The following is an 18687-nucleotide window of genomic DNA, read 5'->3' on the forward strand; positions in this document are numbered from 1 at the left end:
GCCTATCTCGCTGGTGCGTCGATGCCGGTCACGGCCCGCGCCACGACGATCCGGTCGATACGGAACGTCCGGTAAGCCCGGCGCACCTCGCACCAGCCGAGCACGACATTCGCGCGGCCGAACTTGGCGATGACAAAAGGCCGGAGCTTAAGCGATAGCCCTGCCCCGCTTCACCCTCGATAGCGTGCGTAGCGATATGCCCAGCTGCTCGGCCAGATGCCTTGCAGCCGTAAAACCGCCGTCACGGCCGAGCAGATCAGATAGGCGGAGGCGGGAGGCGGCAGCGCGAGCCCTGTCAGGCGCCGCGGCTCACCCCGCTCCAATCAAGCATGTCGGCGGTGATCCAGCCCGACACATAGTTCAGGTAGAACAGCCCGAACAGCATCGTGGCGACGATCGTCGTGCGGATGAAGAAGCGCCCGATCAGAAAGACATGCGGCGCGCTCTCGGCGGTGCCGGGAATATGCTCTCCCCCCGCCTCGTGCGTGGTCCTGACCCCGAAGGGCAGGACCAGGAACACGGCGAGAAACCAGAACAGGACGTAGATCGCGAGGGCCGACGTCCAGTGCATGGTCTTATCCCTCGATCAGCAGGACATCGACGATCGGCTTCTTGCCGGTCCAGCGCGTCGCGACCTTGCGGACCGACAGGCGGATATCCTCGCGCAGCTTGTCCGTCGCGCGGCGCGGGCCGTCGACGGCCTTGGCGGCGGCCGCCACGGCCTCGGCGATGAAGGCATCGCGTTCGTCTTCGACCGGCACGCCCTGCACGCGGATTTGCGGGCTGCCGACCAGACGGCCCTTGGCGACCGCGACGCCGACCGAAATCTGGCCGTTGATCGCCAGCTTGCGCCGCTCGTTCATCGTCGAGCCGTCCGACGGCAGGATGACGTCGCCGTCCAGCACCAACCGCCCGACGGGCGCCTGGCCGATCTTGGTCGCATGGCCCGGCAACAGTCTGACGACGTCGCCGTCCGACTGAACGATGGTCTGCGGCACGCCCTGCGTCGTGGCGAAGCGCGCATGTTCCATCATGTGGCGCATCTCGCCATGTACGGGCATCAGCGTGCGCGGGCGCAGCCACTTGTACATCTGCGCCAGTTCGGGCTGGCCGGGGTGGCCCGAGACGTGGACATGCGCCTGACGCTCGGTAACCATACGGACGCCCTTGCCTGCCAGGATGTTCTGGATACGGCCGACCGCCGTCTCGTTGCCCGGGATCTGGCGTGCCGAGAAGATCACCGTGTCGCCGGTGTCGAGCCGGATCGTATGGCTTCCCTCGGCGATGCGCGACAGCGCGGCGCGCGGTTCACCCTGCCCGCCCGTCGCGACGATCAGCACCCGGTCCTTGGGCAAGCGCATCGCGGTTTCGGGATCGACCGTCTCGGGAAAGCCCCTGAAGTAGCCACAGGCCTTACCGACCTTCAAAATCCGGTCGAGCGAACGGCCGGTGACGCACAGCTTGCGTCCTGTCTCCCTAGCGACCTCGCCCAGCGTCACCAGACGCGCGGCGTTGGAGGCGAAGGTCGTGACGACCACCCGCCCCTTGGCCTTGGCGACGGTCTCGGCGATGCCGGGGCGGACGCTGGCTTCCGAGCCCGACGCCTCGGTATTGAAGGCATTGGTCGAATCGCACACCAGAATGTCGACGCCCTTGTCGCCGATCGACGACAGTTGCGCCGGACTGGCGGGCTTGCCGATGACGGGGGTCGGGTCGAGCTTCCAGTCGCCGGTGTGGAAGACGCGGCCGAGCGCGGTTTCAATCAGCAGCGCATTGGCTTCGGGGATCGAATGCGACAGAGGAACGAAGGTAAAGCCGAACGGCCCGACCTGGAACGGCGTGTTCTGGTCGATCACCCGCAGCTTGACGCGGTTGGCGCTGCCCTCTTCCTCCAGCTTGCCGCGGACCAGCCCGGCGGTGAAGGCGGTAGCATAAATGGGCACGCCAAGGTCTTCGGCCAGATAGGGTAGCGCGCCGATATGGTCCTCATGCCCATGGGTCAGCACGATGCCGACCAGGTCGTCCAGCCGGTCCTCGATGAAACTCAGATCGGGCAGGATCACATCGATGCCCGGATAGGCCGGATCGGCAAAGGTGATGCCGCAATCGACCATCACCCACTTACCTTCGGTGCCGTACAGGTTCACGTTCATGCCGATTTCGCCCGATCCACCGAGCGCGCAGAACAGCAATTCTTTCTTGGGAGTCATTCACTTCCTGACAATAGAAGCCCCTCCCCGCTGCAAGCGGGGCCAAGGGGCATTAGGGTTTGCGCCGGTCAGGGCGCGGTCATTCCTTCGCGGATGCGGACGCCCTGCGGGTCTTCGCGGGCTGTTCGATCCGAAACTTCAGCCGCCAATATGGGCGCGTTCCCACAGGATCGCCAGCCCCTGAATGGTCAGGTCGGGTTCGATATGATCGAAAACATCGGTGTGGGGGCTCAAAAGTGCCGCCAGGCCGCCGGTCGCCAGTACCTTGACCGGACGACCGACCTGCGCCTTCAGTCGCGCAACCAGTCCTTCGATCATCGCGACATAGCCCCAGAAGATGCCGATATGCATCTGGTCGACCGTATTGCGCCCGATGACGCTGCGGCTTTCCGGCGCCTCGATGGCGATGCGGGGCAGCTTGGCGGCGGCCGTCACCAACGCGTCGAGCGACAGGTTGATGCCCGGAGCGATGATGCCGCCCTTATAGGCGCCCTGATAGTCGCTGATGTCGAAGGTCGTCGCCGTGCCGAAATCGATGGTGATCAGGTCGCCGGGAAACAACGCATGCGCGGCGATGGTGTTGACTGCCCGGTCCGCGCCCAGCGAGGCGGGCTCGTCGACATCGATCGCGATCCCCCACTCCACCGGCGCACGACCGGCGATCAGCGGATCAACCTTGAAATATTTCTGCGCGAGCACTTGGAGATTGTGGAGCGCGCGCGGAACGACCGTGGCGATGATGACGCCGGTCACGTCCTCGCGCGCATAACCTTCCAGCGCGAGAAGCTGGCTGAGCCACACCGCATACTCATCGCCCGTCCGGCGCGGATCGGTGGCGATCCGCCAGCGGCCTTTGATCGTCCGCCCTTCGAGCAGCGCGAAGACCACGTTCGTGTTCCCGGCATCGATCGCAAGCAGCATGACAGTCCCTCAGACCAGGAAGATATCGCCGGCATGGATGACATGGGTAGCGCCATCCGCCAAGCCGAGCCGCAGCGCCCCATCGCCCGCGAGCCCCTGAAACGTGCCGTTCAGCACCTGCCCATCGGGCAAGCGTGCCGTCAGCGGGGTGCCACGCGAATGTGCGCGCGCCTCCCAGCGTTCGACGATGGCGCCCAGCCCTTGCTCCCGCCAGACCGCAACCCAACGGGTCATGGCATCCGCCAGCAATCCCTGCATCATCGCAGGTCCGACATCGATGCCATGATCGCGCAGCGATGTCGTGGCGCGGTCGGGCAGTTGTGGGGACGATGCCAGGTTGATCCCCATGCCGATGATGACTGCGTCACCGCTCCGCTCCATCAGGATACCCGACAGCTTGGCACCGTCGATCAGCAGATCATTGGGCCATTTGAGCATCGGCCGGATCGCGGACGTTGAAAGGCAAATGGAAACCGCTTCTTCGATCGCCACTGCCGCCACCAGCGCCAGCGTGGCGGCCATCGGGTCGTTCGGCCGCAAACGGACCAGCGTCGAGCCGTAGAAATTGCCCGAAGGCGAGGACCATTCCCGCCCCTGGCGTCCGCGCCCCGCCGTCTGGCGGTCGGCGCGGAGCCAAAGGCCGTCTTCGCCGCCCGCGTCGGCAAGCTGGCGAAGATCGGCGTTGGTCGATCCCGTTTCCGGGACGTGCAGCAATCGGCTCAGAACAGCGCCCGTGCTGCGGCCAGCGACCATGCGCCGAGCAGCGGGATCGCCAGATAGCCAACCGGCGAGACGAACAGCGCCGACAATGCGATCAGGCCATTCTCGACCGGCTGCGCTTCGGCATTCGCCCATATCTCCGCCGGCTCATCGAAGAACATCGTCTTGATGATGCGCAGGTAATAATAGGCACCGATCACCGACGCGACGACGCCGATGACCGCCAGCGGGAACAGCCCCGCCGCGACCGCCGCATTGAACACCGCAAACTTGGCATAGAAGCCCAGCAGCGGCGGAATGCCCGCGACCGAGAACATGAAGAACGCCATCGCCACGGCCAAGCCGGGACGGGTGCGCGACAGGCCCGACAGGCTCGCGATGGACTCCATCGGATTGTCGTGCTCATCGCGCATCCGGATGACGATCAGGAACGCGCCCAACGTCATGACGACGTAGATGGTGAGATATGTCAGAACGGCTGCCACGCCCTCCGCCGTACCGGCCGCCAGACCGATCAGCGCAAAACCGACATTGTTGATCGACGAATAGGCAAGCAGTCGCTTGATGTTGGTCTGACCGATGGCCGCCACGGCGCCCAGGATGATCGACGCCAGCGCGGCGAAGGTCACGACCTGCTGCCACTGCTGCACCGCCGAGCCCATCGCCTCGACCGCAACGCGGGCCGCCAGCGCCATCGCCGCGACCTTGGGGGCCGAAGCGAAGAAAGCGGTCACCGGGGTCGGTGCGCCTTCATAGACGTCCGGGGTCCACATGTGGAACGGCACGGCCGACATCTTGAACGCGAGCCCTGCAAAGACGAAGACCAGACCGAACATCAGGCCCAGCGACCGCGTGCCCGTCGCGGCGTCTCGCCCGTAAGCGCCCGCGATCTGCGCAAAATCGGTGGAGCCCGAAAAGCCATAGACCAGCGAGATGCCATACAGCAGGATGCCCGAGGCCAACGCGCCGAGGACGAAATACTTCAGCCCCGCTTCCGCCGAGCGGCTGTCGCGCCGCATGAAGCTCGCCAGCACATAGGCCGAGAGGCTTTGCAGCTCGAGACCGACATAGAGGGTCAGCAGGTCGCCCGCCGACACCATCATGCCCATGCCGACCGACGACAGCAGCATGAGGATCGGATATTCCGGACGCAGATCCTCACCCGGCGAACGATCGAAGAAGCGCGGCGCCATGATGATCGCCACCGCGGTCGCCAGATAGATCACGACCTTGGCGAAGCCCGAAAAGGCGTCCGCCCGGTAAAGGCCACCAAAAGCGACACCGCCGGTCGTAGACGGCCCGGCCAGCGCGACCGTCGCGCCCGCCAGCACGAACACCGCCGCGATCGAAATACCGCGGGTCGATGCCGTCCCGCCCCAGGCGGCGACGAGCATCAGCGCGATCGCGCCGAGGGTCAGCACCAGCTCGGGCAGGACCATCAAAAGGTTAAACGAATAGCTCATCAGTGCGCCTCCCCGTGCGCAGCTTGGTGCTCAGGGGCATGGGTGGTGGCGAGCGCGGGATTCCCGGCTGTCGGGCGGCTGTCCGAACCGGGGTTCGCCCGGTCGACACGCTGCAGCAGGATCGTCACGTCCTTGCGCATCGGCGCGAGGAAGCTCTCCGGGTACACGCCCATCCACAGCGTCACCGCCGCGATCGGCGCCAGCAGCCACAGCTCGCGGCTCGACAGGTCGGGCATCGCCGCCACTTCATCCGACTTGATCTCGCCATAGGCGACCCGCCGGTAGAGATAGAGCATGTACGCCGCACCCAGGATGATGCCGGTGGTGCAGAGCAAAGCCGTCCAGGTCGACACCTGATAGGTGCCCATCAGCGACAGGAACTCGGCGACGAAACCGCTGGTGCCCGGCAGACCGATCGACGCCATGGTGAAGAACAGGAACAGCACCGCGTACTTCGGCATGTTGATCGACAGCCCGCCGTAGCGCGCGATCTCGCGGGTGTGCAGCCGGTCATAAATGACGCCGACGCACAGGAAGAGCGCGCCCGACACCAGACCGTGGCTGAGCATCATGATCATCGCGCCTTCGATGCCCTGCTGGTTGAAGGCATAGAGGCCGATGGTCACGATCGCCATGTGCGCGACCGACGAATAAGCGATCAGCTTCTTCATGTCGGACTGCACCAGCGCGACCAGCGAGGCGTAGATCACGGCCACCGCCGACAGCGCGAAGATCAACCAGGTCAGCTGACCGCTCGCCTCCGGGAACATCGGCAGCAGGAAGCGCAGGAAGCCGTAACCACCAAGCTTCAGCAGCACGCCCGCCAGGATGACCGAACCCGCGGTTGGTGCCTGAACGTGGGCGTCGGGGAGCCAGGTGTGGACCGGCCACATCGGCATCTTGACCGCGAACGAGGCGAAGAACGCGATCCACAACCAGGTCTGGACCGAGGCCGGGAAGTCATAGGCGAGCAGCGCCGGGATCGAGGTCGTGCCCGCCGTGCGCGCCATGTACAACATGGCGATGAACATCAGGAGCGAGCCGAGCAGCGTGTACAGGAAGAATTTGTACGACGCATAGATGCGGTTCGCCCCACCCCAGATGCCGATGATCAGATACATCGGGATCAGGCCGGCTTCGAAGAAGACGTAGAATAGGAACAGGTCCTGCGCCGCGAAGGTGCCGATCATCAGCGTTTCGGTCAGCAGGAACAGCCCCATATATTCCGGGACCCGCTTGTCGATCGCGCGCCAGCTCGCACCGATGCAGATCGGCATCAGGAACACGCTGAGCATGATGAGCAGCAGCGCGAAGCCGTCGATGCCGAGCGACCAGCCGAACGGGCCGAAGACGCCCGGCGCATGTTCGACGAACTGCCACTGCGCGCCGCCAATGTCGAAATTCGTCCAGAGCAGGATGCCCAGCACGAAATCGACCAGCGTGGCGGCGAGCGCCAACATGCGCGCGCCGTTCGCGTTGAGGAAAAGGCAGGCGATCGCGGCAATGGCCGGGACCGCCAGCATGACGGAGAGGATCGGGAAGCCCTGCATCACGCGATCAACCCAAAATGGCCCAGGTGACGGCCGCGGTCAGGCCGATCAACATGACGAAGGCATAGCTGTAGAGGTATCCCGTCTGGAAGCGCGCCGCACCCTTGCTGCCGAGCTGGACGAGCCAGGCGACACCATTGGGGCCGAAGCGGTCGATCGTCTTCTCGTCGCCACGGTGCCACAGGAACCGGCCGATCGCGAAGGCGGGGCGCACGAAGAGGAAATGGTAGATCTCGTCGAAATACCATTTGTTGAGGAGGAAGCGGTACAGGATGCGGAACTGGTCCGCGAACTTGGCCGGGAATTCCGGCGCACGGATATAGGTCAGATACGCGGTCAGCAGACCGAGCAGCATCACCACCGTCGCCGAGAGCTTCACCCACACCGGCACGCCGTGCATCGAATGCATCAGGTGCTCGTTGAAAGCGATCGCGCCCTTCCAATAGCTCTCGCCCGATTCCGGCTCGATAAACCAGCCATGGAAGACGAAGCCTGCGGCGATCGCGCCGATCGACAGGATGATCAGCGGGACCAGCATGACCAGGGGGCTCTCATGCGGATGATAGCCACCGGTGCCTTCCGGCACATCGGTATGAGCCGCGCCATGGACATGCGGTTCGTCACCGGCGTCCTCGGCATGGGCGACATTGTGATGCGCCTCGTCATGATGATGGGCGTCATGAGCATGAGCATGAGCATGATCGTCATGGCCATGGCCATGGCCATGGCCATGCGCGTCATGCAGCGCGTGCTGAATATGCTCCGACCCGGTCCAGCGCGGCTTGCCCCAGAAGGTCAGGAACATCAGACGCCATGAATAGAAGCTGGTCAGCAGCGCAGCGATCACGCCCGCCCAGAAGGCGAAGCCCGAACCACCCGCATAGGCGACTTCGATAATCGCGTCCTTAGAGTGGAAGCCCGCGAAGCCGAACGCCATCGGATTGCCGAACAGAGCCGGGATGCCGACGCCGGTGATCGCCAGCGTACCCATCATCATCGCCCAGAAGGTGAGCGGGATGTGGCGACGCAGACCGCCATAATAGCGCATGTCCTGCTCATGGTGCATCGCATGGATCACCGAGCCCGCGCCCAGGAACAACAGCGCCTTGAAGAAGGCGTGCGTGAACAGGTGGAACATCGCCGCGCCATAGGCGCCGACGCCGGCCGCGAAGAACATGTAACCGAGCTGCGAACAGGTCGAATAGGCGATTACGCGCTTGATGTCAGTCTGCACCGTGCCGACGGTCGCGGCGAAGAAGCAGGTCATGGCACCGATGACGGTGATGACGCCCAGCGCGGTCGGCGAGGTTTCGAACATCGGCGACAGGCGGCACACCATGAACACGCCCGCCGTCACCATGGTCGCCGCGTGGATCAGCGCCGACACCGGGGTCGGGCCTTCCATCGCGTCCGGCAGCCAGGTGTGCAGACCGAGCTGCGCCGACTTGCCCATCGCGCCGACGAACAGCAGCAGGCAGAGCACGGTCATCGTGTCGAAACGATAGCCGAGGAAGCCGATGGTGGATCCCGCCATGGTCGGCGCGGCCGCCAGGATCTCGGGGATCGAGACGGTCTTGAACACCAGGAAGGTGCCGAAAATGCCGAGCATGAAGCCAAGATCGCCGACGCGGTTGACGACGAACGCCTTGATCGCGGCCGCATTGGCCGAAGGCTTGCGGAACCAGAAACCGATCAGGAGGTAGGACGCAAGACCCACGCCTTCCCAGCCGAAGAACATCTGGACCAGATTGTCCGCCGTCACGAGCATCAGCATCGCGAAGGTAAAGAGGCAGAGATAGGCGAAGAAGCGCGGCTGATCCGGCTCCTCGCTCATATAGCCCCAGCTATAGAGGTGGACGAGCGCCGATACGCTGGTGATGACCACCAGCATGATCGCGGTCAGCGAGTCGACGCGCAGCGACCAGTCAACGACCATGTCGCCGCTGGTGATCCAGTGGAGCACCGGCGTGACGGTGGCGGCATTGGCACCGGTCAGATAACCGATGAAGATCGGCCAGGACAGCGCACAGGAGATGAACAGCGCGCCGGTCGTGACGACCTTGGCGGGCACGTTCCCGATGGCCTTGTTGCCGAACCCCGCAATGGCGGCGGCCAGCAACGGCAGGAAGACGATAGCGAGGATCAACCCGATTACCCCTTCATCCGGTTGACGTCGTCGACCGCGATGGTGCCGCGGCCACGGAAATAGATGACCAGGATCGCCAGACCGATCGCCGATTCACCGGCGGCCACGGTCAGCACGAACATGGCGAAGACCTGACCCACCAGATCCTGAAGCGCGGCCGAGAAGGCGACGAGGTTCAGGTTCACGGCGAGCAGGATGAGCTCGATCGCCATGAGGATGACGATCAGGTTCTTCCGATTGAGGAAGATACCCAGCACCCCCATGGTGAACAGGATCGCTGCAACGACCAGATAATGGACGAGACCGATCGTCACAGTTCCACCCCCTGCCCGATGGGCTGATTGATGTTGCGGACCGCCTCATGCGGCTGACGCGCATTCTGCTTGGCGATGTTCTGCGGCCGGACACCGCCCCGCTTGCGATGCGTGAGCACGATTGCGCCGATCATCGCGACGAGCAGGACCAGGCCCGCCCCCTCGAAGATGAACAGATAGCGCGTATACAGCAGGTTGCCGATCGCCTGGATGTTGGACACCTCCGGCGCGATCGGGGCCGCACGGGCCGCCAGCTGCACGCCTCCGACGCTCCACGCCTGGAACGCGATGATGACCTCGGCCAGCAGCGCGACGGCGAGTGCCAGGCCCAGCGGCAGATAGCGCGCAAAGCCCGCCCGCATCGCCGCGACCTCGATATCGAGCATCATGACGACGAAGAGGAACAGCACCGCGACCGCGCCCACATAGACGATGACGAGCAGCATCGCGATGAACTCGGCCCCGCACAGCACCATGAGGCCCGCGGCGTTGAAGAACGCCAGGATCAGCCACATGACCGAGTGCACCGGATTGCGCGACGCGATCGTGAGCCCTGCGGACACGATCACCACGGTCGCGAAAATATAGAAGGCGATAGCCTGTATCACTGCCTGTCAGGCCCCTTTTCTGTCCGCCCCGAACCGTTGGTCGCGGGCTTTAACGGTACGGCGCATCGGCGGCAAGGTTCGCCGCGATCGCGCTTTCCCAGCGGTCACCGTTATCGAGCAACTTCGACTTGTCGTAGATCAGCTCTTCGCGGGTCTCGGTCGAAAATTCGAAGTTCGGACCTTCGACGATCGCGTCTACGGGGCAGGCCTCCTGGCACAGCCCGCAATAGATGCACTTGGTCATGTCGATGTCGTAACGCGTCGTGCGGCGGCTGCCGTCGTCGCGGGGTTCCGCCTCGATCGTGATCGCCTGAGCGGGGCAGATCGCCTCGCACAGCTTGCACGCGATGCACCGCTCCTCGCCATTGGGATAGCGACGCAGCGCGTGCTCGCCCCGAAAGCGCGGAGAGATGGGGTTCTTCTCGAACGGATAGTTGATCGTCGCCTTCGGCTTGAAGAAGTAGCGAAGGGTCAGCGCATGGCCCTTCACAAACTCCCACAGCGTAAAGGCCTTGACGTACTGAGCGACGCTCATGCCGGAACTCCCACGCGCGCATACATCAGCACGCCAGACACCAAGAATACCCAGAACAGCGACACCGGCAGGAACACCTTCCAGCCCAGCCGCATCAGCTGGTCGTACCGATAGCGCGGCACGGTCGCCTTCACCCAGGAAAAGACGAAGAAGAAGAAGCACATCTTCAGCAGCAGCCAGATGATGCCCGGCACGGCGTAAAGCGGCGCCCAGTCGAACGGCGGCAGATAGCCACCCCAGAACAGGATCGCGTTCAACGCGCACATCAGGATGACGTTGGCATATTCACCCAGCCAGAACAGCGCGAACGACATCGAGCTGTACTCGGTCTGGTAGCCGGCGACGAGTTCCGACTCCGCTTCGGTCAGGTCGAACGGCGCACGCTGAGTCTCGGCCAGCGCCGAGATGAAGAACATCACCGCCATCGGGAACAGCAGCGGGTTCAGGAAGAAGCCGTTGACCGGAATCCCCAGCACGCTCTTCTGCGCCTCGACGATCGCGGTCAGGTTGAAGCTGCCCGCCCACATCACGACCGAAATCAGGATGAAGCCGATCGCGACTTCATAGGACACCATCTGCGCGGCCGCACGAAGCGCCGAGTAGAAGGGGTATTTCGAGTTCGACGCCCAGCCCGACAGGATCACGCCGTATACGCCCAGCGACGAGGCGGCGAGAACATAGAGCAGGCCGACATTGATGTCGGCGACGACCACGCCCGGCTGGAAAGGCACCACCGCCCACACAATCAGCGCGACCGTGAAGGTGATGATCGGCGCCAGCAGGAACAGCCCGCGATTGGCGGCGGCCGGAACGATGGTTTCCTGAAGGAAAACCTTCAGGCCGTCGGCGAACGACTGGAGCAGACCGAAGGGGCCGACCACGTTCGGACCCCGGCGCAGCGCCATCGCCGCCCAGATCTTGCGGTCGACATAGATGACCATCGCCACCGCCAGCATCAACGGCAGCGCGATCGCCAGAATCCCGACCAGCGTCGCGATACCCCACGCCCAGCCATAAGGAAGGCCGAGCGTCGTGTTGAAAAACGCGGTCACTCCGCTGCCTCCGCATAGCTCTCACCATGGACCAGTTCGGCCGAGCAGCGCTGCATCGTCGGGCTGGCGCGGCAGATCGCATTGGTGAGGTAGAAGTCCTTGATCGGATAACCGTCGAGCGTGCCGGACGCGGTCGCGTTCAGCGACGGCGCGGCCCAGTCGAAGGTCACGAGGCCGACCTGGCCCAGCGCGGGAACCTCTGCGGCCATCGCGGCGCGCAGCTCTTCCAGCGTGTCGAACGGCAGGGTCTGGCCCAGCACTTCGGACAGCGCACGGAAAATCGTCCAGTCGTCGCGCGCGTCGCCCGGTGCGAACACCGCACGGTCGCCGCGCTGCACCCGGCCTTCCAGATTGACCCAGGTGCCCGACTTCTCGGCAAAGGTCGCGCCCGGCAGGATGACATCGGCGTGATGCGCACCCTTGTCGCCATGATGGCCGACGAACACCTTGAAGCTGCCGGCGAACTTGGCGAAGTCGACCTCGTCAGCGCCCAGGAAGAAGGCCAGCTTCGGCGCGGCCGAAACCACGTCGGCGATGCCGCCCTTCTGCGCATAACCGAGCATCAGGCCGCCCATACGGGATGCCGCCATGTGAACGACATTATAGCCGTTCCAGGCCGAACCATCCTCCAGCGTGCGTACCAGATTGAACTGGTCGACCAGCTTCAGGCTCGCGCCATGCGCACCCTTCAGCGCCGCGCCACCGACGATCACCATCGGACGCGCGGCCTTGCCGAACAGCTCGGTGACGCCCTCGGGCAGGTTGCCGAGCACCGACAGGTCGGCGCCCAGCCACTCGACCTTGTAGGTCAGGTCGGTCTCGGGGCCAATCGCGAAGACCTTGGCGCCCTTCTTGATCGCCTTGCGGATACGGGTGTTCACCAGCGGCGCTTCCCAGCGCAGATTGGTGCCGATCAGCAGGATCGCATCGGCGCGCTCGACGCCCGCGATGGTCGTGTTGAAGTTGACCGCAGCCAGGCTCGACGTGTCGTAATCCATGCCGGTCTGACGACCTTCGAGCAGGCTCGAACCCATCTTGGCGAGCAGCGCGCGTGCCGCGAACATCGTCTCGCAATCAACCAGATCACCAGCGATCGCGGCGACGCTCGAACCTGCATTCACGTCACGGATCGCGGCGAACGCCTCGTCCCAGGTGGCAGGGACCAGCTTGCCGTCGCGGCGGATGAACGGACGGTCGAGGCGACGACGGACCAGCCCGTCGATCGCATGACGCGTCTTGTCGCTCGCCCACTCCTCGTTCACCTCGTCGTTGATGCGCGGCACGCAGCGCAGCACCTGCCGACCCCGGCTGTCGAGGCGGATATTGGTGCCGACCGCGTCCATTACATCGATGGCGAGCGTCTTCGTCAGCTCCCAGGGACGCGCCTCGAACGCATAGGGCTTGGACGTCAGCGCGCCCACCGGGCACAGGTCGACGACATTGCCCGACAGTTCGCTCGACACGGCCTGTTCGAGATAGGACGTGATCTGCATGTTCTCGCCGCGATAGATCGCGCCGATCTCCTCCACGCCCGCGACCTCTTCGGCGAAGCGGACGCAGCGGGTGCACTGAATGCAGCGGGTCATGACCGTCTTGACGATCGGACCCATGTACTTCTCGGTGACGGCCCGCTTGTTCTCGTCATAGCGGCTATGGCCCTTGCCATAGGCCATGGACTGGTCCTGCAGGTCGCACTCGCCGCCCTGATCGCAGATCGGGCAGTCCAGCGGGTGGTTGATTAGCAGGAATTCCATCACGCCTTCGCGCGCGGCCTTCACCATCGGGGTGGTGGTGAAGATTTCCTGATTGTCCGCCGCCGGAAGCGCGCAAGACGCCTGCGGCTTGGGAGGCCCAGGCTTCACCTCGACCAGGCACATGCGACAATTGCCCGCGATGGACAGCCGCTCGTGATAGCAGAAGCGCGGGATTTCCTTGCCCGCCAGCTCACAGGCCTGGAGCACGGTGGCGCCCTGCGGCACCTCGATCTCGACGCCGTCGACTTTGACCTTAGGCATTATTCGGCAGCTTCCATCATCGGGGCGTTGCCGCCCGTCTCGCCTTTGCGTTCGCGAATGCGGCGTTCCATCTCCGGGCGGAAGTGGCGGATCAGGCCCTGGATCGGCCAGGCCGCCGCGTCGCCGAGCGCACAGATGGTGTGGCCTTCGACCTGCTTCGTCACCTGGAACAGCGTGTCAATCTCGGACACGTCGGCATCGCCGGTGCGCATCCGCTCCATCACCCGCCACATCCAGCCGGTGCCTTCACGGCACGGCGTGCACTGGCCGCAGCTCTCATGCTTGTAGAAGTAGGACAGACGGCTGATCGCGCGGACGATGTCGGTCGACTTGTCCATGACGATCACGGCCGCCGTGCCGAGACCCGATCCGACCGCCTTCAGGCCGTCAAAATCCATCGGCGCGTCCATGATCTCGGCGGCGGGCACCAAAGGCACCGACGACCCGCCCGGAATCACCGCCAGCAGATTGTCCCAACCGCCCCGGATACCGCCGCAATGCTTCTCGATCAGCTCCCGGAAGCTGATCGACATGCTTTCCTCGACCACGCAGGGGCGGTCGACATGGCCGGAAATCTGGAAGAGCTTGGTGCCCTTGTTGTTCTCGCGCCCGAAGGAGGAGAACCACTCGGCCCCGCGCCGCAGGATCGTCGGCGCGACCGCGATCGACTCGACATTGTTGACCGTGGTCGGGCAACCATAGAGGCCCGCACCCGCCGGGAAAGGCGGCTTCAGGCGCGGCTGGCCCTTCTTGCCCTCCAGGCTTTCGATCATCGCGGTCTCTTCGCCGCAGATATACGCACCCGCGCCGCGATGGACGAACACGTCGAAGTCGTAACCCGAGCCGCAGGCGTTCTTGCCCAGTAAGCCCCGGTCATAAGCCTCGGCGACCGCCGCGAACAGCGTCTCCGCCTCGCGGATATATTCGCCGCGGATATAGATATAGGCCGCCCGCGCGCGCATCGCGAAGCCCGCGACCAGCGCGCCCTCGATCAGCTTGTGCGGATCGTGACGGATGATCTCGCGGTCCTTGCACGAACCCGGCTCGGACTCGTCGGCGTTGATGACCAGGAAGCTCGGCCGGTCGGGGCGCGGTTCCTTGGGCATGAAGCTCCACTTCATGCCGGTCGGGAAGCCCGCCCCGCCGCGCCCACGCAGACCCGACGCCTTGATGACGTCGATGATCTTGTCCTGGCCCAGCTCGAGCAGCGCCTTGGTATTGTCCCAATCGCCACGCTTCATCGCCGCGTCGACGTTCCACGGCTGATAGCCGTAGAGATTGGTGAAAATGCGGTCCTTGTCAGCGAGCATTATGCGCCCCACTCCCCGCGATAGTCGTGATTGTCGCCGACCATGGCGGTCAGCGTGGTCGGACCGCCCAGCGGCTCGACCGTATGGCGACCCGGCTCCTGCGTGCCGGTCTTGGGGCTCTCGCCACGGGCCAGCGCCTCCAGAATCGTGACCGTGCGGTCGTAATCCAGATCCTCGTAATTGTCGTCGTTGATCTGGACCATCGGTGCCGAGGCGCAATTGCCCATGCACTCGACCTCGGTCAGCGTGAACAGGCCGTCAGGCGTGGTCTTGCCTTTGATCAGCCCCTTGTTCTTGCACGCCGCCAGCACGTCGTCCGACCCGCGCAGCATGCACGGCGTCGTGCCGCACACCTGGACGTGATAGCGACCGACCGGCGCAAGGTTGAACATCGTGTAGAAGGTCGCGACCTCGTAGATGCGCATATAGGCGACACCGAGCTGACGCGCGACGAACTCGATTACCGGAACCGGCAGCCAGCCTTGCGTCTGCGTCTCCGCACCGACCTGACGCTGGGCGAGATCGAGGAACGGGATCGAGCAGGACTGTTCGCGCCCCTTCGGATAGCGCGCGAGGATCTCGTTCGCCTTCTTCTGGTTCTCGTCGGTCCAGGCGAAATTGCCCCAGCGGGCGCGGACTTCCGCCTCGTCGGGGATGTTGGGTGCGTCAGCCATTAGCGGTCACATTCACCAAAAACGATGTCCATCGCGCCCAGGATCGCGGTCGTGTCGGCCAGCATGTGCCCCTTGGACATGAATTCCATGGCCTGCAGATGGCTGAACGCGGTCGGGCGGATCTTGCAGCGATAGGGTTTGTTCGATCCGTCGGAGACGAGATACACGCCGAACTCGCCCTTGGGGCTTTCGGTCGCGACATACACCTCACCGGCGGGAACGTGATACCCTTCGGTATACAGCTTGAAGTGGTGGATCAGCGCTTCCATCGAGCGCTTCATCTCACCGCGCTTAGGCGGCGTGACCTTGCGGTCGGTGGCGAGCACCGGACCTTCGGGCATCTGCGCCAGGCACTGCTTCATGATCCGGGCCGACTGGCGCACTTCCTCCACGCGCACCATGAAACGGTCATAGCAGTCGCCGCTGGTGCCGACCGGCACGTCGAAGTCAACCTTGTCATAGGCGTCATAGGGCTGCGACTTGCGCAGATCCCACGGAATGCCGGAGCCGCGGATCATCGGGCCGGAGAAGCCCCACTTGATCGCGTCTTCACGGTTCACCACCGCGATGTCGACATTACGCTGCTTGAAGATGCGGTTGTTGGCGACGAGGCTGATCGCGTCCTCGAACAGACGCGGCAGACGGGTGTCGAGCCAGTCGGCGATATCGGTCAGCAGCTTAAGCGGCACGTCCTGATGGACGCCGCCGACGCGGAAGTAATTCGCATGCATGCGCGCGCCCGAGGCCCGCTCATAGAAGTTCATGCAGTCTTCGCGGATCTCGAACAGCCACAGGTTCGGCGTCATCGCGCCGACGTCCATCACATGGCTGCCCAGATTGAGCATGTGATTGGAAATGCGCGTCAGCTCGGCGAAGAAGGTCCGCAGATATTGCGCGCGCAGCGGCACTTCGAGATCGAGCAGCTTCTCGACCGCCAGCACATAGCTGTGTTCCATGCACATCGGCGAGCAATAGTCGAGGCGATCGAAATAGGGCAGCGCCTGCGAATAGGTCTTGTATTCGATCAGCTTCTCGGTGCCGCGATGCAGCAGGCCGACATGCGGATCGATCCGCTCGACGATCTCGCCGTCCAGCTCCATGACGAGGCGAAGCACGCCATGCGCCGCCGGATGCTGCGGGCCGAAGTTGATCGTGTAGTTCTGGATCGACACGTCACCCGTGGTCGGGTCGGCCGCATCCGTCTTGTGGAGCAGTTCGTCGACGTAGTCGCTCACTGATTCTGTCCTCCGCCCTTGGTCGGCACCACGTCGGGGTTCTTGGGCTTGTCCTCGGCCTTGTTGCCCGGATGCGGTTCGCCCGCGCCCGTCTGCTTGGGGCTTTCGGTGGTCTTGGTTTCGGGCGCGTTGGCGGGCGCCGTCTTGTCCGGCGCCGCATCGGCCTTCTTCACCGCATCGGCACTCGCCGGGGTCTGCGCGCCCTTGCCCTGCGCCTGAGCCCCCTTCTCGTCACCCGGAAGGACGTATTCGGCGCCTTCCCACGGGCTCTGGAAGTCGAAATTGCGGAAGTCCTGCGCCAGCTTCACCGGCTCATAGACGACGCGCTTTTCTTCTTCCGAGTAACGCAGCTCGGTATAGCCCGTCAGCGGAAAGTCCTTGCGCAGCGGATGGCCGCGGAAACCATAATCGGTCAGGATGCGACGCAGATCGCTATTGCCCGAGAACAGCACGCCGTACAGGTCATAGACCTCACGCTCCAGCCAGCCCGCGACGGGCCACAGGCCCGTCACCGATGGAACCGGCCTGTCCTCATCGGTGCAGACATGGACGTGCAGGCGGTGGTTGCGGGTCAGCGACAGCAGGCAATAGACCACCTCGAACCGCTTGTCGCGCTCCGGGTAGTCGACGCCGGCGATTTCCATGAGCTGCTGATATTCCAGCCCCTTGGTATCGCGCAGCGCGGTCATCGCCGGCACCAGGTTGGCCCGGTCGACGATCAGCGCAACCTCGCCGACATGCTCGCGCGCATCGACCAGCCAGGGGCCAAGCGCGGCGCGCGCCGCATCGATCACGCCGTCATTCGCGGCGAAACGGGGAGCAGGCGCCCTCACCGTTCGATGCTCCCGGCGCGGCGGATCTTCCGCTGCAGCTGCATCACGCCGTACAGCAGCGCTTCGGCGGTCGGCGGGCAACCGGGGACATAGATGTCCACGGGCACGATCCGGTCACAGCCGCGCACCACCGAATAGCTGTAGTGATAATAGCCGCCGCCATTGGCGCAGCTGCCCATCGAGATGACATATTTCGGGTTCGACATCTGGTCGTACACACGACGCAGCGCCGGAGCCATCTTGTTGCACAGCGTCCCCGCCACGATCATCACGTCCGACTGGCGCGGCGATGCGCGCGGCGCGGCACCGAAGCGCTCCATGTCGTAACGCGGCATGTTGACGTGGATCATCTCCACCGCGCAGCACGCCAGACCGAAGGTCATCCACCAGAGCGAGCCGGTGCGCGCCCATTGGAACAGCTCCTCGGTCGAGGTGACGAGGAAGCCCTTGTCGGTCAGTTCGCCGTTCAACCCGTCGAAAAAGCCCTGATCGGGCTGAATGACGGCCTGGCCATCATGGACGGATCCGCCATGGGCCTGCGGCTTGAACTCAACCGGACCGGAGTGAAGATTTACTCCCAATCCAACGCTCCCTTCTTCCACGCATAGACGAGACCCAGCGCGAGCTCGCCGATGAAGATCATCATCGAAAACCAGGCGGTCCAGCCGAGGCTGAAGACGCTGACCGCCCAGGGATAGAGAAATGCCGCTTCCAGATCGAAGATGATGAACAGGATGGCGACGAGGTAGAACCGCACGTCGAACTGGCTGCGCGGGTCTTCGAACGCGGGGAAGCCGCATTCATATTCGGACAGCTTCTGCTCATTGGGCTTATGCGCACCCGTCAGGCGCGCCACGAGCATGGGCAGAAACACGAAAGCCGTCGACAGAACCAGGGCAACGCCCAGGAACAGGAGGATCGGCAGATATTGCGACAGATCGACCAAGTTTTCTCTCGCAGATGCGGAACTGGATGCGGATGGCTTTAGGCCGATGGGTCGGCCGGAGCAAGCCAGCGGAGGCATGAGAATGAATCGCAACTGAACCGTGCCATTCACCTCATCCGACAGGATTTCAGATGGTATCAGAGAGGGTTAAGCGC

General features: G+C 64.1%; 19 protein-coding genes. All 19 read right to left on the reverse strand.

Features of this window, described 5'->3' with window-relative positions; all coding sequences use genetic code 11:
• Window positions 1-2: 2 nt before the first annotated feature.
• Window positions 3-104, reverse strand: coding sequence for a WYL domain-containing protein (locus GGR45_RS20080; RefSeq protein ID WP_443029768.1), 102 nt, complete (start codon window positions 102-104; stop codon window positions 3-5).
• Between the two features lie 191 nt (window positions 105-295).
• The gene (locus tag GGR45_RS09435; RefSeq protein WP_175311399.1) at window positions 296-571 is read right to left on the reverse strand and encodes a DUF1467 family protein; all 276 of its coding nucleotides are present in this window, start codon (window positions 569-571) and stop codon (window positions 296-298) included.
• A gap of 4 nt (window positions 572-575) precedes the next feature.
• Window positions 576-2210 carry a ribonuclease J gene (locus GGR45_RS09440; RefSeq protein WP_175311400.1) on the reverse strand — a complete coding sequence of 545 codons (1635 nt, stop codon included), beginning with the start codon at window positions 2208-2210 and terminating at the stop codon, window positions 576-578.
• 138 nt (window positions 2211-2348) lie between these two features.
• Entirely contained in the window at window positions 2349-3131 is a 783-nt protein-coding gene (locus GGR45_RS09445; protein ID WP_175311401.1) for a type III pantothenate kinase, read from the reverse strand.
• A gap of 9 nt (window positions 3132-3140) precedes the next feature.
• Window positions 3141-3884: a biotin--[acetyl-CoA-carboxylase] ligase gene (locus GGR45_RS09450; protein ID WP_175311402.1), complete on the reverse strand. Its 744-nt coding sequence runs from the start codon at window positions 3882-3884 to the stop codon at window positions 3141-3143.
• Window positions 3851-5314 carry an NADH-quinone oxidoreductase subunit NuoN gene (gene nuoN / locus GGR45_RS09455; RefSeq protein WP_175311403.1) on the reverse strand — a complete coding sequence of 488 codons (1464 nt, stop codon included), beginning with the start codon at window positions 5312-5314 and terminating at the stop codon, window positions 3851-3853. The genes GGR45_RS09450 and nuoN overlap by 34 nt, the downstream gene beginning before the upstream one ends.
• Complete coding sequence (locus tag GGR45_RS09460; RefSeq protein WP_175311495.1) at window positions 5314-6864, reverse strand: NADH-quinone oxidoreductase subunit M; 1551 nt, start codon at window positions 6862-6864, stop codon at window positions 5314-5316. Before GGR45_RS09460 ends, nuoN begins: the two co-directional genes overlap by 1 nt.
• 7 nt (window positions 6865-6871) lie before the next feature.
• A complete protein-coding gene (gene nuoL / locus GGR45_RS09465; RefSeq protein WP_175311496.1) occupies window positions 6872-9016 on the reverse strand; it encodes an NADH-quinone oxidoreductase subunit L in 2145 nt (714 codons plus the stop codon).
• A complete protein-coding gene (gene nuoK / locus GGR45_RS09470; RefSeq protein WP_007404079.1) occupies window positions 9016-9324 on the reverse strand; it encodes an NADH-quinone oxidoreductase subunit NuoK in 309 nt (102 codons plus the stop codon). Before nuoK ends, nuoL begins: the two co-directional genes overlap by 1 nt.
• The gene (locus tag GGR45_RS09475) at window positions 9321-9932 is read right to left on the reverse strand and encodes an NADH-quinone oxidoreductase subunit J (protein ID WP_175311404.1); all 612 of its coding nucleotides are present in this window, start codon (window positions 9930-9932) and stop codon (window positions 9321-9323) included. The genes nuoK and GGR45_RS09475 overlap by 4 nt, the downstream gene beginning before the upstream one ends.
• A gap of 49 nt (window positions 9933-9981) precedes the next feature.
• The gene (gene nuoI / locus GGR45_RS09480) at window positions 9982-10467 is read right to left on the reverse strand and encodes an NADH-quinone oxidoreductase subunit NuoI (RefSeq protein WP_042483186.1); all 486 of its coding nucleotides are present in this window, start codon (window positions 10465-10467) and stop codon (window positions 9982-9984) included.
• Window positions 10464-11519: an NADH-quinone oxidoreductase subunit NuoH gene (gene nuoH / locus GGR45_RS09485; RefSeq protein WP_175311405.1), complete on the reverse strand. Its 1056-nt coding sequence runs from the start codon at window positions 11517-11519 to the stop codon at window positions 10464-10466. Before nuoH ends, nuoI begins: the two co-directional genes overlap by 4 nt.
• Complete coding sequence (nuoG, locus tag GGR45_RS09490) at window positions 11516-13534, reverse strand: NADH-quinone oxidoreductase subunit NuoG (protein WP_175311406.1); 2019 nt, start codon at window positions 13532-13534, stop codon at window positions 11516-11518. The genes nuoH and nuoG overlap by 4 nt, the downstream gene beginning before the upstream one ends.
• Window positions 13534-14844: an NADH-quinone oxidoreductase subunit NuoF gene (gene nuoF, locus GGR45_RS09495; protein WP_175311407.1), complete on the reverse strand. Its 1311-nt coding sequence runs from the start codon at window positions 14842-14844 to the stop codon at window positions 13534-13536. The genes nuoG and nuoF overlap by 1 nt, the downstream gene beginning before the upstream one ends.
• Complete coding sequence (locus tag GGR45_RS09500) at window positions 14844-15518, reverse strand: complex I 24 kDa subunit family protein (protein WP_175311408.1); 675 nt, start codon at window positions 15516-15518, stop codon at window positions 14844-14846. Before GGR45_RS09500 ends, nuoF begins: the two co-directional genes overlap by 1 nt.
• Window positions 15518-16753 (reverse strand): NADH-quinone oxidoreductase subunit D, encoded by a 1236-nt coding sequence (locus GGR45_RS09505; RefSeq protein WP_175311409.1) that lies wholly within the window; start codon window positions 16751-16753, stop codon window positions 15518-15520. Before GGR45_RS09505 ends, GGR45_RS09500 begins: the two co-directional genes overlap by 1 nt.
• The gene (locus tag GGR45_RS09510; protein WP_175311410.1) at window positions 16750-17586 is read right to left on the reverse strand and encodes an NADH-quinone oxidoreductase subunit C; all 837 of its coding nucleotides are present in this window, start codon (window positions 17584-17586) and stop codon (window positions 16750-16752) included. The genes GGR45_RS09505 and GGR45_RS09510 overlap by 4 nt, the downstream gene beginning before the upstream one ends.
• Window positions 17583-18167, reverse strand: a complete 585-nt coding sequence (locus GGR45_RS09515) for a NuoB/complex I 20 kDa subunit family protein (protein ID WP_217497948.1) — start codon at window positions 18165-18167, stop codon at window positions 17583-17585. Before GGR45_RS09515 ends, GGR45_RS09510 begins: the two co-directional genes overlap by 4 nt.
• Window positions 18158-18532 (reverse strand): NADH-quinone oxidoreductase subunit A, encoded by a 375-nt coding sequence (gene ndhC, locus GGR45_RS09520; RefSeq protein ID WP_056438114.1) that lies wholly within the window; start codon window positions 18530-18532, stop codon window positions 18158-18160. Before ndhC ends, GGR45_RS09515 begins: the two co-directional genes overlap by 10 nt.
• Between the last annotated feature and the right edge of the window lie 155 nt (window positions 18533-18687).

The organism is Sphingomonas zeae (genome assembly GCF_014197135.1).
GTDB lineage: Bacteria > Pseudomonadota > Alphaproteobacteria > Sphingomonadales > Sphingomonadaceae > Sphingomonas > Sphingomonas zeae.

What these genes read in the sequence shown, in the direction of transcription:
- GGR45_RS09435 (WP_175311399.1), bottom strand. Translation starts at nt 571, where the DNA reads ATGCACTGGACGTCGGCCCTCGCGATCTACGTCCTGTTCTGGTTTCTC.
- GGR45_RS09440 (WP_175311400.1), bottom strand. Translation starts at nt 2,210, where the DNA reads ATGACTCCCAAGAAAGAATTGCTGTTCTGCGCGCTCGGTGGATCGGGC.
- GGR45_RS09445 (WP_175311401.1), bottom strand. Translation starts at nt 3,131, where the DNA reads ATGCTGCTTGCGATCGATGCCGGGAACACGAACGTGGTCTTCGCGCTG.
- GGR45_RS09450 (WP_175311402.1), bottom strand. Translation starts at nt 3,884, where the DNA reads ATGGTCGCTGGCCGCAGCACGGGCGCTGTTCTGAGCCGATTGCTGCAC.
- nuoN (WP_175311403.1), bottom strand. Translation starts at nt 5,314, where the DNA reads ATGAGCTATTCGTTTAACCTTTTGATGGTCCTGCCCGAGCTGGTGCTG.
- GGR45_RS09460 (WP_175311495.1), bottom strand. Translation starts at nt 6,864, where the DNA reads ATGCAGGGCTTCCCGATCCTCTCCGTCATGCTGGCGGTCCCGGCCATT.
- nuoI (WP_042483186.1), bottom strand. Translation starts at nt 10,467, where the DNA reads ATGAGCGTCGCTCAGTACGTCAAGGCCTTTACGCTGTGGGAGTTTGTG.
- nuoG (WP_175311406.1), bottom strand. Translation starts at nt 13,534, where the DNA reads ATGCCTAAGGTCAAAGTCGACGGCGTCGAGATCGAGGTGCCGCAGGGC.
- nuoF (WP_175311407.1), bottom strand. Translation starts at nt 14,844, where the DNA reads ATGCTCGCTGACAAGGACCGCATTTTCACCAATCTCTACGGCTATCAG.
- GGR45_RS09500 (WP_175311408.1), bottom strand. Translation starts at nt 15,518, where the DNA reads ATGGCTGACGCACCCAACATCCCCGACGAGGCGGAAGTCCGCGCCCGC.